This window comes from Donghicola sp. XS_ASV15 (assembly GCF_041224595.1).
In the GTDB taxonomy this organism is placed as follows: domain Bacteria; phylum Pseudomonadota; class Alphaproteobacteria; order Rhodobacterales; family Rhodobacteraceae; genus Donghicola.
The window spans coordinates 1-14,131 of record NZ_JBGFGN010000082.1 but is presented as its reverse complement, the minus strand read 5'-3'; the positions used below and the strand labels follow the sequence as shown (position 1 = coordinate 14,131).

General features: G+C 58.1%; 15 protein-coding genes and 1 tRNA gene. 5 read left to right on the top strand and 11 right to left on the bottom strand.

Going from position 1 to position 14,131, the window contains the following annotated elements:
• Positions 1-10 precede the first annotated feature (10 nt).
• Entirely contained in the window at positions 11-850 is an 840-nt protein-coding gene (locus AB9K37_RS02425) for an inositol monophosphatase (protein ID WP_369835381.1), read from the top strand.
• 92 nt (positions 851-942) lie between these two features.
• Here the strand turns inward: AB9K37_RS02425 and AB9K37_RS02420 are convergent, their stop codons facing one another.
• Positions 943-1,686, bottom strand: a complete 744-nt coding sequence (locus tag AB9K37_RS02420) for an RNA methyltransferase (protein ID WP_369835380.1) — start codon at positions 1,684-1,686, stop codon at positions 943-945.
• 129 nt (positions 1,687-1,815) lie between these two features.
• On the opposite strand from AB9K37_RS02420, the gene AB9K37_RS02415 reads away from it, so the two are divergent.
• Entirely contained in the window at positions 1,816-2,436 is a 621-nt protein-coding gene (locus tag AB9K37_RS02415; protein ID WP_369835379.1) for a thiamine phosphate synthase, read from the top strand.
• A gap of 1 nt (position 2,437) precedes the next feature.
• Here the strand turns inward: AB9K37_RS02415 and AB9K37_RS02410 are convergent, their stop codons facing one another.
• From AB9K37_RS02410 to AB9K37_RS02400, 3 genes are all read right to left on the bottom strand, one after another.
• Positions 2,438-3,250 (bottom strand): lysophospholipid acyltransferase family protein, encoded by an 813-nt coding sequence (locus AB9K37_RS02410; protein ID WP_369835378.1) that lies wholly within the window; start codon positions 3,248-3,250, stop codon positions 2,438-2,440.
• A complete protein-coding gene (locus AB9K37_RS02405; RefSeq protein WP_369835377.1) occupies positions 3,247-4,020 on the bottom strand; it encodes a GNAT family N-acetyltransferase in 774 nt (257 codons plus the stop codon). The genes AB9K37_RS02410 and AB9K37_RS02405 overlap by 4 nt, the downstream gene beginning before the upstream one ends.
• 121 nt (positions 4,021-4,141) lie before the next feature.
• Complete coding sequence (locus tag AB9K37_RS02400; protein ID WP_072706747.1) at positions 4,142-4,327, bottom strand: DUF3553 domain-containing protein; 186 nt, start codon at positions 4,325-4,327, stop codon at positions 4,142-4,144.
• 26 nt (positions 4,328-4,353) lie between these two features.
• On the opposite strand from AB9K37_RS02400, the gene AB9K37_RS02395 reads away from it, so the two are divergent.
• Positions 4,354-4,953 (top strand): histidine phosphotransferase family protein, encoded by a 600-nt coding sequence (locus AB9K37_RS02395; protein ID WP_369835376.1) that lies wholly within the window; start codon positions 4,354-4,356, stop codon positions 4,951-4,953.
• Between the two features lie 38 nt (positions 4,954-4,991).
• Here AB9K37_RS02395 and AB9K37_RS02390 read toward each other — a convergent pair whose 3' ends face one another.
• The 7 genes from AB9K37_RS02390 to AB9K37_RS02360 form a co-directional block, all read right to left on the bottom strand.
• Positions 4,992-6,257 (bottom strand): glutamate-5-semialdehyde dehydrogenase, encoded by a 1,266-nt coding sequence (locus tag AB9K37_RS02390; RefSeq protein WP_369835375.1) that lies wholly within the window; start codon positions 6,255-6,257, stop codon positions 4,992-4,994.
• A gap of 12 nt (positions 6,258-6,269) precedes the next feature.
• Positions 6,270-7,376 (bottom strand): glutamate 5-kinase, encoded by a 1,107-nt coding sequence (gene proB, locus AB9K37_RS02385; protein ID WP_369835374.1) that lies wholly within the window; start codon positions 7,374-7,376, stop codon positions 6,270-6,272.
• A complete protein-coding gene (gene obgE / locus AB9K37_RS02380) occupies positions 7,364-8,416 on the bottom strand; it encodes a GTPase ObgE (protein WP_369835373.1) in 1,053 nt (350 codons plus the stop codon). Before obgE ends, proB begins: the two co-directional genes overlap by 13 nt.
• A 53-nt stretch (positions 8,417-8,469) precedes the next feature.
• A complete protein-coding gene (locus tag AB9K37_RS02375) occupies positions 8,470-9,009 on the bottom strand; it encodes a GNAT family N-acetyltransferase (protein ID WP_369835372.1) in 540 nt (179 codons plus the stop codon).
• A 150-nt stretch (positions 9,010-9,159) separates the two neighbouring features.
• Entirely contained in the window at positions 9,160-9,429 is a 270-nt protein-coding gene (gene rpmA / locus AB9K37_RS02370; RefSeq protein ID WP_072706753.1) for a 50S ribosomal protein L27, read from the bottom strand.
• A 22-nt stretch (positions 9,430-9,451) separates the two neighbouring features.
• Positions 9,452-10,057: a 50S ribosomal protein L21 gene (locus AB9K37_RS02365; RefSeq protein WP_369835371.1), complete on the bottom strand. Its 606-nt coding sequence runs from the start codon at positions 10,055-10,057 to the stop codon at positions 9,452-9,454.
• A gap of 163 nt (positions 10,058-10,220) precedes the next feature.
• On the bottom strand, positions 10,221-11,045 hold the full coding sequence (locus AB9K37_RS02360) for a DUF2059 domain-containing protein (RefSeq protein ID WP_369835370.1): 825 nt from the start codon (positions 11,043-11,045) through the stop codon (positions 10,221-10,223).
• A gap of 155 nt (positions 11,046-11,200) precedes the next feature.
• Between AB9K37_RS02360 and AB9K37_RS02355 the strand changes: the two genes are divergently transcribed.
• Together AB9K37_RS02355 and AB9K37_RS02350 are read left to right on the top strand one after the other, a co-directional pair.
• Positions 11,201-11,290, top strand: a tRNA-Ser gene (locus tag AB9K37_RS02355).
• A gap of 1,081 nt (positions 11,291-12,371) precedes the next feature.
• Entirely contained in the window at positions 12,372-13,883 is a 1,512-nt protein-coding gene (locus tag AB9K37_RS02350; protein WP_369835369.1) for a relaxase/mobilization nuclease domain-containing protein, read from the top strand.
• The last annotated feature ends 248 nt before the right edge of the window (positions 13,884-14,131 follow it).

Genomic DNA, 14,131 nt, shown 5'->3' with positions numbered 1-14,131 from the left:
ACGAGCCCAAGTGACTTTGACCACCACCCAGATTGAACAGTTGATCTCTGCGACGCGCCAGACGGCGAAGACCGAAATCCTCCCGTGGTATCGGCGTCTGGACGACAGCGAGATCGACACCAAAGCCCACGCTCAGGATCTGGTGACCAAAGCAGACAAGGCAAGCGAACGCGCGCTGACGGCTCTGGCCGCAGAGATCCTGCCCGGCGCTGTGGTAGTTGGCGAAGAGGCTGTCTCGGACGGGTCCGTTTCTCTAGACGCTCTCAAGGGTGCGGAGCAGGCACTAATCATCGACCCGATTGATGGGACGTGGAATTATGCCAATGGCCTCAATACTTTTGGCGTCATTCTCGCTGTGGTCGAGAACGGGGAGACGGTCTTTGGATTGCTCTATGATCCGATGGGCGACGACTGGGTGATGGCAGAACGCGGCGGCGGCGCGGTCTTTGCCCACGCTGATGGCACGAGGCGCGCAGCCAAGGCCCGCGCCCCGCGACAGGTCAACGAGATGACGGGCTATTGGCCGCCCACCCTGTTCAACGCCGAGGCGCGCGCACGGCTATATGATTTTGCCAAGGGGATTGACCGGTTGGGCAGCTTGCGCTGCGCCTGCCATGAGTACCGACTGTTCTCGCAGGGCGGTGCGGACTTCTTGCTGACTGGCAATCTGAATCCATGGGACCACGCTGCAGGCGCGTTGATCGCGCGCGAGGCCGGTGGCTACGTCAAAATGCTGAACGGAGAGGCCTATGCCCCGACCCTGACCGACGGGAGCCTGTTGGTGGCGCCGGATCGCGACAGTTGGATGGCGCTGGCCGACCCCTTGCGAATGGCGGTTTTTGGGGACTGAGAGGCCGCGCTTCTGGCGGGTGTTCTAACGTGAGTATTTGAAGCAAAAAGAAAGCAGGGTGCCGTGCCCTGCTCTTGACGTTTTAGCTTGACCTACCCGCGCTCTTTCCAGCGGACCATCTGGCGCAGGACGCCGTGCAGGATTTGCGCGTCCGCACGGGTCAGAGGCATCCGGCTCCAGAAATTGCGCAGGTTGGTTTTCATGTTGTCTGCCTTGGTTTCGGGGAAGAAGAAACCCGCGTCATTGAGGCGCTCTTCGTAGTGGTTCGCAAGTTTTTCGACTTCGATCGCGCTGGCCCATTCTGTGCCGGCGAGCTCGTAGTTCATAGGCTCAGCCGAAATGGTTTGGCGGCTCCATTCATAGGCGCAGAGCAGGACACACTGGCCAAGGTTGAGCGAGGCAAACTCTGGATTCACGGGCACCGAGATGATGGCGTTGGCACGCGCGATATCCTCGTTCTCGAGACCAGCGCGTTCCGGCCCAAACATGACAGCGACTTTCTCACCTGCTTTGACGCGGGCGTTTGCCTCTTTCATCGCTTGCTCAGGAGTGTAGACCGGCTTGGTGAGGCCACGGGGCCGCGCGGTGGTCGCGAAAACAAAGCTGCAATCATCAAGCGCGGTGGGCAGATCAGGCGTCAGCATGGCTTCGTCCAAAAGACGGCCTGCCCCGCTCGCCATCGCGACAGCGCGCTGGTTTGGCCAGCCGTCACGTGGGTCCACGACACGCATCCGGTCGAGGCCAAAGTTCCACATGGCCCGTGCCGCGGCGCCGATATTCTCGCCCATTTGGGGGCGGACCAGCACGAATGAAGGCTGAGGCGTGTCAGTGGGCATGGGGTATTCCTTTCGGCGTCGGGTTTGCGGGGTCTGATAGTCCGACATGCGAAAACCCGCAAGCAGACCGATGGTCAAAGGCGAAAAACCACGCTAAAGGAGCCGGAACACCGAATGAGGAGTCTCTTCATGTCCGAGCTAGAACTGCCGCAGATCTATTTGATCACGCCCCCCGACTTCGATTTCCTCGAGTTCCCCGAGGACATGGCACGGGTTCTGGATGCGACCGAGGTCGCGTGCGTGCGTCTGGCGCTGGCAACCACGGACGAGGATCGTATTTTGCGCAGCGCGGACGCCCTGCGCGAAATCACCCATGACCGCGACATCGCGCTGGTGATAGAGCGCCACGTGCTCTTGGCAGAGCGTCTGGGGCTGGATGGGGTGCACCTGACAGATGGCGCGCGGTCTGTGCGGGCAACCCGCAAGCAGCTTGGCGATGATGCGATCGTGGGCAGCTTCTGCGCGGCGTCGCGCCACGACGGTATGAACGCAGGTGAGTCCGGCGCGGACTATGTGTCCTTTGGTCCAGTAGGCGGGACTGTGTTGGGCGATGGCACGCACGCAGATGCCGATCTGTTCGGCTGGTGGACCCAGATGATCGAACTGCCCGTCGTCGCCGAAGGCGCATTGACCGAAGACTTGATCCGCACCCTGACGCCTGTAACTGACTTTTTTGGCATCGGCTCCGAAATCTGGGGCAGCGAAGATCCTGCCGCGCAGCTCAAAACGCTCGTCGCGGCTATGAGCTAAGTTACAGGGCGCTGCGGACCGTGTCTTCGAGCGCCTTGGTCAGATCCTTGCGGTGGGCGAAATCGGCCACCGCGACAGAGGGGTGATAGGTCACTTCGACCTCCCCCTGACGCCGTGCGGACAGCACCTTGAGTAGATGCTCGCCAAACTCCATATCGCCCCACCACCCATAGAACCGAGGGTCCTGCCCTGTGGGCGCGGTGTAGCGCACCGTGACCGGCTGGATGCGCAGATCCTCTCGGAAACCGGGCTGAAAAAACGCCGCGAAAAGGGTAGACTTAAAAGGTAACACGCGAAGGCTATCGGTCGAGGTCCCCTCGGGAAAGAACAGCAATTGGTGACCGTGGCTCAGTCGCTGCTCAAACAATTCGGTCTGCGCGCGCGCTTCTTTGCGATCCCGTTTTATGAACACCGTGCCCGTTGCGCGGGCCAGCCAGCCAATGCCAGCCCATCCGGCCACCTCGGCCTTGGACACAAAGTAGATCGTCTGGCGCGCATTCAGGGCAAAGATATCGAGCCAGCTGGCATGGTTCGCTACGACCGCGAGTTTGCCGTGTTCCGGTGTGCCAATCCTGCGAAAGCGGATGCCCATGGACGGAAAGGCCAAAGTGCACACGGCACGGGTGATATAGGGCGTTACGGGGCGCCTTTGGCCAAAGAGCGGTGCTTCGATCAGGCGCAGCAAAAGTGTCAGGATCAGACCCACGGCACAGAGCAACCCCAGCGGAATGCCCCGCAGCAGAACATGGCACCAACCCATCGCGTCAATGCGTGGAAAGTCTGGACGCTCGCCGCTATCCCAAGTTGAACTCATGCCTTCAAGCCTTTGGAGTAAATGGATTTCTGCGTAGCACTCAGACGATGTGCATCCATCACCAAACAGATATCCGTGGTGTTGAACGCGTGATCGACATAGGCTCCATCACCGACATAGCCCCCAAGACGCAGGTAGGCTTTGATCAGAGCAGGCACGCCGAGCATCGCCGGTTTGCGATCAATCTGATCATAAGGGATCAGGTCCATAGGCTGAAAGTGATCAGCCACAGCCCGCACACGCAACTCCGGCGGAGCCAGATGACGTTCATGCAAAAGAGAGAGTGACGGCGCAAGCGCAGCGACGTCCGTCCCATGAAAACTGGCGGTTCCAAACATCACCTCGATTCCGTAGTCCGCGACGTATTCCGCCAGCCCGTTCCACATCACCAGCATCGCGGCGCCGCCTCGGTAGTCTGGATGCAGACAAGAGCGGCCCAACTCCATCAGCTTGCGGCCACTCTGCTTTAGAACGCTCAAGTCGTACTCAGTCTCTGAATAAAACCGCGCAATTGACGGCATCTGATCATCCCGAAGCAGTCTGTAGACAGCAACCACACGGTCCCCTTCGGCTCGAGACATATCCTCTAGCAAAAGATGGTCGAAATAGGGATCAAACTCGTCTTTTTCCAAACGCGCATCGTGATCCACGTGGGCACCATCCGCACCAAGTTCGGCGACAAAGACCTCGTACCGCAGGCGCTGCGCGGCGCGCAAATCATCCGGGCCTGCTGCAAGTCGCACCGAAAACTCAGGAGTAGAAACGGCCATCACGCTGCCTTGTCACACTGGGTTTGTTCCAAGCGCAGATGTAGGCGCTCTGGCACTGTGATGCAAACGCCACCTGCTAAGTGGTTCAAACGTATAGGTTCTTGAAACTGGTAATGATCAATTAAGATTCGTCGTATACGGGTAAAAGGGCAACACGGGAGGAGTCGATGACAACTTTGCCTTGCTCGCGAAAATTCACGGTCACGCGGCCTTGAATATTCGACTGCACCTGCCCCAGTCCCCAATCGGGTTGCTGCGGGTGCCGGACAATCGCTCCGGGTTCGAGAAAGGCGTTCAGATCGGTCATCATTTCCTCGCAATTGGAGAAGCATTATGCGGCACAGCCCGAAGCGGATAGCAGACCTTTTGGGTTCGCGCCTTTGTCATGATCTCATTTCACCGATCGGCGCGGTGTGCAACGGCGTTGAGCTCTTGGCGATGGGGCCGATGGGCACGCAGCCGGAGCTTGCCTTGATTTCCGACAGCATCGAAGCTGCGAATTTCCGCGTTCAATTCTATCGTGTGGCTTACGGATTGGCCTCTGATGACCAAGCCCTGAATGACAGCGAGGTGCGCCGAATTCTGGCTGGTGTCTTCAAAGGCGCCCGTCTCAAAGTTGATTGGGCTGTCAAAGTGCCCATGTCCCGCCCCGAGGTCAAACTAGCCTTTCTTCTGATCCAGTGCATTGAGGACGCCCTACCCTATGGCGGCAACGTTCGGATCACACATAACGGCATGTTTTGGCGGCTTGAGGCGGATGGCCGTATCAACATCAGGGATCAGGCCCTCTGGGATGGCATATGCTCCGGAGCCGAGCCGGAGGAGTTGACGCCAAGCAGCGTCCATTATGCCCTGATCCCCTATGTCCTACAGGAATGCAGCCGCCGGATCATCTGCAACAACAGCGAAGATCACATTGAACTGAGCTTTTAAAACAAAAAAACCGGCCCTAGAGCCGGTTTTCTTTTGTCTTAGCTCCGGACGGTGCCGTCGCCTACAACCAGATACTTGAAGCTGGTCAGCTGCTCGGCCCCAACCGGCCCACGGGCGTGCATTTTGCCGGTGGCGATGCCGATCTCCGCGCCCATCCCGAATTCACCGCCATCAGCAAACTGGGTCGAGGCATTGCGCATCAGGATCGCGCTGTCGAGGCGGGCAAAGAACTCTGCCGCCGCGCCGTCATCTTCGGTGATAATGCAGTCCGTGTGCTGCGAGTGATGATCCGAGATGTACTGGATCGCGTCGTCCAGATCGTCGACAACACGCGCCGCGATAATGCTATCTAGGAACTCTGTGCCCCAATCCGCGTCAGTCGCGGGCACAACACCCTCGATGCCTTGAATGGCCGCGTCACCGCGCACTTCGACACCAGCGGCAATCAGGGCTTTGACGATTTCGCCCCCGATGCCCGCCAGTTGATCACGGTGGATCAGCAGACACTCTGCCGCTCCGCAGATACCTGTCCGGCGCGTTTTGGCGTTCATCACGACATTCATCGCTTTGTCCGCATCGGCAGCGGCGTCCACGTAAACGTGCACGATCCCTTCGAGGTGAGCGAAGACCGGCACACGGGCCTCGCGCTGCACAAGGCCAACCAGACCTTTGCCGCCACGGGGCACAATCACGTCGATGTAGTCGGTCATGGTCAGCATTTCGCTGACCGCCGCACGGTCACGGGTCGGGACCAGTTGAACCGCGTCCTCGGGCAGACCCGCTTCGCGCAGACCAGCGGCCAGCGCGGCGTGAATTGCGCGCGACGAATGAAAACTCTCGGACCCGCCACGCAGGATCACAGCATTGCCAGCCTTCAGACACAGAGCCCCTGCGTCAGCGGTCACATTCGGACGGCTTTCGTAAATCACGCCGATCACTCCCAAAGGGGTGCGAACGCGTTGGATGTGCAGGCCTGTGGGTCGATCCCATTCCGCCAGCACCGCGCCAACGGGATCATCTTGCCCCGCGACCGAGCGGAGGCCATCGCAGATCCCTTGAATGCGGGCATCGTCCAGCATCAGACGGTCCATCATGGCGTCCGTCAGCCCCTTGTTCCGGCCGAATTCCATATCATTGGCGTTAGCGGCAATCACCTCGGCGCGGGAGGCCCAAAGCGCGTCGGCTGCGGCGTTCAGCGCGCGGGTTTTGGCCTCGGCTGGGGCGGTCGACAGAACCTTTGCGGCTGCGCGTGCGCGCTGGCCCAGTTCCGCCATCATCGAGGAAATGTCTTCCACGTCCTTCATCGCCTTAGCTCCTTAAATTGCCATGTCATCTCTATGGATCAATGCAGCGCGTCCAGGATAGCCCAAAAGCGCCTCGATATCATCACTGCGGTGGCCGCGGATCACCCGCGCCTCGTCCGCTGTGTAACGGGACAGCCCCATGCCGAGCGCGTGCCCCTCGGGGCTGCGCAACTCGACCGGATCACCGCGCCCAAAGCTGCCGATCACGCTGGTGACCCCTGCGGGCAGCAAGCTCTTGCCGCGTTTCAGCGCGTCCGCAGCGCCGGCGTCCAGCATCAGAACGCCCTGCGGCTTCATCGCCGAAATCCAACCCTTGCGCGCGGCTTTGGGGTCGGTTTGCGCCAGAAACCACGTGCAATTCGCGCCGTTTTCCAAGGCAGCCAGCGGGCGGGTCACAGACCCTTCGGTGATTGCCATGGCACAACCCGCCGCAGTTGCAGTTTTCGCCGCCATCACCTTGGTCTTCATGCCGCCTTTGGACAGGCCAGACCCTGCATCCCCCGCCATCGCCTCAATCTCTGGTGTGATCTCGGAAATGGTGTCGTAGCGTTTGGCACTGGGATCGACCTGCGGATTGGCGGAATAGAACCCGTCCACATCGGACAGCAGGATCAACTGATCCGCGCCAACCGTCACAGCGATCTGTGCGGCCATGCGGTCGTTATCACCATAGCGGATTTCGTCGGTGGCGACGGTGTCGTTTTCATTCACGATCGGGACCACGCCAAAGCCGATCAGAGTCGCCAAAGTCGCGCGGCTGTTCAGATAGCGGCGGCGGTCCGCGCTATCCTCGAGCGTGACCAGCACCTGACCGGTTTTGATGCCATGCGGGGCCAACACCTCCTCATAGGCGCGCGCGAGGCGGATTTGACCCACAGCCGCGGCGGCCTGCGATTGTTCAAGCGGCAGTTCGGTGTAGGGCAGCCCCAACACACCGCGCCCCAGCGCAATAGACCCAGAAGACACAAGGATCACATCTGCCCCACGATCGCGGAGCATCTTTACATCTTCGGCGAGGCCGACCAGCCAGTCAGCGCGCAATTCACCGGTTTTCTTATCGACCAGAAGGGCCGAGCCGATCTTGATGACAACGCGCTTTGTAGCGCTTAGGGTTGCCATGTTCCGTTCTCCTGCTCGTCCTCTTTGGCTTCTTCTTTCTTGATGCGCAGGCGGTCGTCCTCGATCTGGGCACGGACTGCGCGAAGCACTTCGGGCAGACCTTCGCGGCTGACGCTGGACAGCATCATAACGGGGCCACCCACAGCCTCTTCCAGCGCGGCACGCTTTTCTTCACGCTCTTCATCGTCAAGCGCGTCGATCTTGTTCAACGCGGTGACGCGAGGCTTTTCTGCCAGTGCGCCGCCATAGGCCTCGAGCTCGCCAATGATGACGTTGTAGTCGTGCGCCACATCATCCGAGGTCCCATCCACGAGGTGCAGCAGAACTGCGCAGCGTTCGACGTGACCAAGGAAGCGGTCGCCGATCCCCCGCCCTTCGGACGCACCTTCGATCAGACCGGGAATGTCCGCCATGACGAATTCGGCGTTGTCGATACCAACGACGCCAAGGTTCGGGTGCAGCGTGGTGAACGGGTAGTCCGCGATCTTGGGACGCGCGTTCGAACAGGCCGACAGGAAAGTCGATTTGCCCGCGTTGGGCAGGCCTAGCAGGCCCGCGTCCGCGATCAGCTTCAGACGCAGCCAGACGGTGCGGGTGATGCCCTCTTGTCCGGGGTTCGCGTGGCGGGGCGCCTGATTGGTTGCGGATTTGAAGCGCAGGTTGCCCCAGCCCCCGTTGCCGCCTTTGGCCAGCACGATGCGGTCGCCCACTTCGGTCAGGTCGAACAGAACGGTCTCTTCGTCTTCGTCCAGAATTTCGGTGCCCGAAGGAACGCGCAGGACAATATCCTTGCCGTCCGCACCGGTGCGCTGCTGACCCTTGCCCGGCTGTCCGTTGCCCGCAAAGAAGTGCTGCTGGTAGCGGAAGTCGATCAGGGTGTTCAGGCCATCGACGACCTCAACAATGACGTCGCCACCACAGCCGCCGTCCCCGCCGTTGGGGCCGCCGTATTCGATGAACTTTTCCCGCCGGAAGCTGACGCACCCCGACCCGCCGTTCCCCGAACGGATTTCGATTCTGGCAAGGTCTAGGAATTTCATGCGTCACCCATTCTGGCAGTTTGCACGCCTGTTACAGCGAGCGACCGACGGGATCAATCCAGCCGGCGTGTATATGTCCAAGTCGGTACCCGCGAATTGCGTGCGACCGAAAACGTTTCCGCGTCTCCGAGGTATTCGAAGCCGCAATTGGTCAACACCCGCGCGGATGCCAGATTTTCTTGGAACACCTCGGCAAAGAACGTCGCGTTCTTCATCGGGTTCGCTTCGACCAGCGCGCGTACAGCTGCGGATGCGACACCTGTGTTCCAGTGGCTCGGTCCGACCCAGTAGCCGACCTGTGCCTGATTGCGATCCATCGGCAGAAGGCTGATGACCCCCATGACCTCGGGACCGCCGTTTTGTGTGGCGTCCATGGCCCAGATGACTTCCCCGGTCTCTGGCTCCATCGCGCGCTTCACGTATTGCTCGACCGCACCGGGCGGCAGCGGATGCGGAACCGAGCGCGTCATCCGCGCAACCCGTTTATCCCCCGCATAAAACGAGATCATGCCCTCGTCCGACTTGCGCAGTGGCCGCAAAACAAAACTTCCCGCATCAATCACTTGCGGCGCTTCCAATACCTCTTCCACCATGTGCCCTCCTCCGGCAACTCGGATGATTAGTAGATGGGGCTGTACCCTCCCCGCACAACTGTCCAACTACTTGTAAACGGTAAAAAATCGCAAAAAATTAGGGGACCGGCAGTACCGATCCCCTGAAATCTTGCACCCTTCGGGTTCGGTTTATTCTGCAGCCTCGGCTACAGGAACAACCGAAACAAAGGTGCGGCCCTTGAGGCCTTTGGTGAAGGTCACTTTGCCTTCTGCGGTCGCAAACAGGGTGTGATCTTTGCCCTGACCGACGTTGTCGCCCGGCCACCATTTGTTGCCGCGCTGACGCACGATGATGTTGCCAGGGATTGCGGCCTGACCGCCAAACAGTTTGACGCCAAGACGGCGACCAGCACTGTCGCGACCGTTACGGGATGAACCGCCAGCTTTTTTGTGTGCCATGGGTTGGTCTCCTTACTTCGGCTTAGTTTGCCAGTTCTTTGGCCTGCTCGACCCAGCCTTCACGCTGGATACGGCCTTTGAACGACAGTTTCTCGTCCATCTCAGCAATGTCCGCTTCGGTCCATGCTGCGATTTGTGCGAAAGTGGTGATACCAGCTTCGAGAAGCTTCTTCTCGAGAGCGGGGCCAACGCCCGACAGTTTCTTCAGGTCGTCTGCGCCAGCGGGTGCTGCTGCAGCAGAAGCTGCCGAAGCGGTTGCAGGAGCTGCGACGCTGCGTGCACCCAGAGCAGCCTTTACGCCGGTCGCGTCTGCGCCTGCGGTCAGGATGTCGGTGATGCGGACAACGGTCAGTTGCTGACGGTGGCCACGGGTACGCTGCGAGCTGTGCTTACGGCGACGCTTGACGAAAGTGATTTTCTTTTCGTCTTTGATCAGGTCCAGAACTTCGGCCTGAACAGCAGCACCATCAACAAAGGGTGCGCCGATGACAGTGTTGTCACCGCCAACCATCAGAACGTCGTTGAACTGAACAGTTTCACCTGCGTCAGCTGCAAGCTTTTCGATGCGGAGTACATCGCCCGACTGGACTTTGTACTGCTTGCCACCGGTTTTGAGGACAGCAAACATTGCCGTTTCCTTTTCCGTTTGTCGCGTCTTTCGGACCCATGCGGGGTTTCCGGCCGAAGCCACCTAAAACTGCGAGCCCGTAAGGGCTATATTGAATCAACTCTGGCCGCAAAGATACGGCCCGAGCCGCGCTTATGTTCGGGATAGGTATATGAGTCAAGCGTTATAGCTCTTCTCCCGAGCCGATTTCCGCGATCTCTGCCCCCAGAGCCGCTGAAATTCCCGTGAACATCGGATCAAAGCCCTCGAACAGCCCTCTGTTCATCGCCCTGCCCGCATCCGACTCGGACATCTCTATATAAGCTTCCAGTTCGTCATCCTCCAAGGGCGCGTACGCCATCAGGAGATAAGAGTAGAGCCACATCCGAGTTTCAGAGCGGACGTCTTCTTCCTGAGACCAAACAGAGGCCAGCATTTCGCTTTCGGTCATGGCGGCCCCATTCTGGCCTGCCTCGGCCAGACCGCGTAGGAAGGCAAAGTTCGAGTTCAGCGCGCCGACCACATTCGCATCGACCAAGTCATTCGCCTCTATATAGGCCGTCACCAAATCAAGCCGCGGATCGGCGTCTTGCAAGTGCTGTTCAAAGTTGTCGTGGCTGGCTTCTTCGACCGCGGGATCAAGCAGCGCCTCGCGCGCCGAAATCTCCAGATCAACGATCCGGCGCCCCAGCTCGGATTCGAAGAACGCGATGACGCTGTCCAGATCCTCATCTTTTACGGCCTCAGAAAACTCGGCTGTCAGCCCTGCTTCCATCGCCTCGGTGTTGTAGATGCGGCTCACGCTGTCCTGCCAGGTTTGCGTCGCGCCATTGGGCAACATTTCTTCGGCCAAGGTTTCAGAGTAGCCAAGCCCCTCTTCGCGCATAATCTCGATCACGTCCGAAACGCGCATGGCATCGAACAACCGTGCCACATCATCTTCGCTTGCGGCCTGCACAGGAACGGCAAAAGCCAGCCCCAAAAGGGCCGTGGTAACAAATTGGCGCATGAAGCCTCCGATCTTTCCCTATGGGATAGGGCGCTCTGCCCTCTCTGCCAAGAGAACTCGAAATCAGGGGGCCTGAAACAAAGTCAAAAAATCGTGCGAAAAGGGGTTGCAGCCCCCAGAGGATAACATTAGACACCGCCTCCACAGACCCCCGCGGAGAGGTGCCGGAGTGGTCGAACGGGGCGGTCTCGAAAACCGTTGTGGGTGCAAGCCCACCCAGGGTTCGAATCCCTGTCTCTCCGCCATTTCCTTTTGGAAATGCGATACAAATCAAGATTTTAAGACCTACCCTGGAAACTCAGACCCACGCTGAGCCCCACAGTTTTCTTAAGCTTTTGTGACTCCTCAAGAGCACTCGTGAGACAAAAAACTGTGGAACTGCCGCTGAATTTTTTTGTTCTTCAGCGACTCCATCAGCTCCACGCTGATTGATCTCGAGGCATCCCGCTCAACAGAGACCGAGCCATACCCCAATTTCGGCTAAAGACGTGTGAGGCCATAGGGGCTATGATAACTGCTTGGCTTGGTCATCGCGGCGTTTAGCCTATCGCTGTCGAATGTACTGGTTTGGCTTAGATAGTATCTCTGCTAAGTTATTGAGACCGCAGTCAGGAGAAAATCTGCGTCTGAGGCTCCTAAAGGCTGTGCCGCGAAGTCTCTGGCTGATCACCCGCATCGCTATTTGCGCATGGGTCCCATTTGGCTCCAGCCAGCCAGCCAGCAAGCCATGTTTTTGTCATACCAAAACTCGCGGGCGTTGGATCTTAGGCTTGGATTTGCAGGTGGTCGTTCCCTAAAGCTAAAGCAGACAAAGTGACTAAGATGCCATGGCAACCCCACGGAAATCATATAAAGCATTGATAATAAATAATACAATCTGAATTTAACCAAACTTTAACTGGCTTTTCCTAAATTTAGGTATGCGAGCTTCCTTTCTGTGCCTCCTGTGCGCGGCAGGGTTTGCTCTGCATATCGTGGACAAAAATATGAGGAAAATTCAGGCAGGTGGGCATCCACCTAAGACAAACAAACGAAGCAAGCAAATCTCGGTCAAACTGACCGAGGCTGAATACGAAAAGCTCCGCAATCTAGCCGCGAATGCTTGCATCTCAACATTCGTTCGGCACCGATTGCTGGGATCAGCAGCCCCCAAGTGCATCCCCGAAGTCAATCGGATGATCTGGCTTCAGCACGCTGAGACGACAGCAAATCTCAATCGGATATTGAGAGGCAAGCAGTCTGGATCAGACGAGGCATTGCGATCTGTACTTCAGACCTTAATGCGTGAGGTGGCAGAAATCCGCACCCTGTTGATCGGAGGTCGTCATGGCCATCGGTAAGATCAGCAAAGGCAGCAAGGCCTCCGGCCTGATGGATTACCTGCTTGGCCCGCTCGATAATCTTGGCACCCCTCGTCCCCGCGCAGAGATTGTCGGTGGCACACTCGGGTTTGATCCTGAGATGATCAATGAGCAGTTTGCCTCCCTACGCAGGCTGAGACCAAATCTGAAGAAGAACGTGCTGCATGGATCGATCGCCCTCGCACCTGAGGACGCAGCCATCAGTGATGACACCTTTGCTAGAATTGGTGACCTCTGGGCACAGGGCATGGGGTTCGAGGCTTATACGATTGTCTGCCATGGCGATCACATTCACATCGCAGCCAGTCGGATCAATCTGGATGGCTGCGTGGTTTGCGACAGCCATGACTTCCGCCGTAGTGAGACCCTGATCCGGCGCATAGAAATACAGTTCGGACTGATGCCAACCGAACCGTCTCATTTGCTCCAGCCGAACAATGCCGCACATCACGTGGCGGCTCCGACGCAGGCAGAGCTGGAGATGGCGCAGAGAGGCGTTCTTTCCGCAAAAGGCCATCTCCAAAGCCAATTGGCGACCCTGACCAGCAAGCCCATCACAGCCACAGATTTCGTGGCGGTGCTTGAGGGATGCGGGGTGGATGTACGCCCTCATTTAGATGGCACGGGCGATACCCTATTGGGATTTTCATTCGGCCTCGAGGGCCGCGTTTTTTCAGCCTCAAGTTTGGGGCGCTGTTTTTCCATCAGACATTTAGAGCAAAGAGGATTTTCATATGTCAAAGAAAGAGACTTTCGGGCGCTTAGCGCAGCAAGGGGCAGAAGCTTCGCAAGTCCCACTATTGACCGCCCTGACCGAGAACACACAAGCGAACCAAGATCTGCAGAAAGGGCTTGGGGCACTCTACACCCATATCCAGGCAGACCAACAGCCGCTGATCATTGCCATCGAAGCCTTGATCGAAGAGAACAGGCAGATCAGAATGTCAAACACGGAGATACAGAAGGAGTTGCGGCAGCAGAGAGCAGGTTTGAAAATTATCTACAAACGCCAGGCAGAAGCAGAGCGCCGAGCGATTACGCGCCAACGTCAAATCGAAAAGCTGCTGCCTCCCAAGGTTCAGATTGGACTAATCGGGTCCTTGAAGCACCGCTTAAACACAGTGATGTCGGCGGTCACAGGCCTTCCGACAAAATCGAAGACAACGCCAGCAAGAAGATCGACAGGAAAGTCGACGCAAAATCCGCCCGCAAAAACCTCAATGAAGCGGAGCCACTGACGCTTGAGAACCCATCAAAAATGCAGAACAGACAGCCGGCGTTTTTGGGCAGCAAAGACGCCGCAGAGAACGCGTCCCTCTTCTTGCAGTCAGAAAAACCTTGGCAGCCAATGACTGAGTTCCCCGAGGTACATCAGCGATCCGAAGCAAAGAAGGAAAAGTCGAAATACGTTTGGGAGCGCCCTGACCTGTCAGAACTAAGGGCGCTCTTGGGCAAGAAGAAAGGCTTAAGTAAGTAGAGATAAACTGGGGACTGTTGCATTAATCGAGGGACTTGGCCAAGTTTGGGCTTTTGAGGTTTCTGATGCCCCGCAAGCCGCCGTTCAAACACCATCGCTTTCCCCGCGAGTTAGTGTCCGAGCACGTGGTGTAATTTCCGCACCGCCAACGGTGTAATCCCGGGTGGCCATCGAGGTGTATGGTCGAGGTGGAGTTTGACCGCTTCAACCACGAACCACACGGAGACCCCGATGACCAAAACCAACAT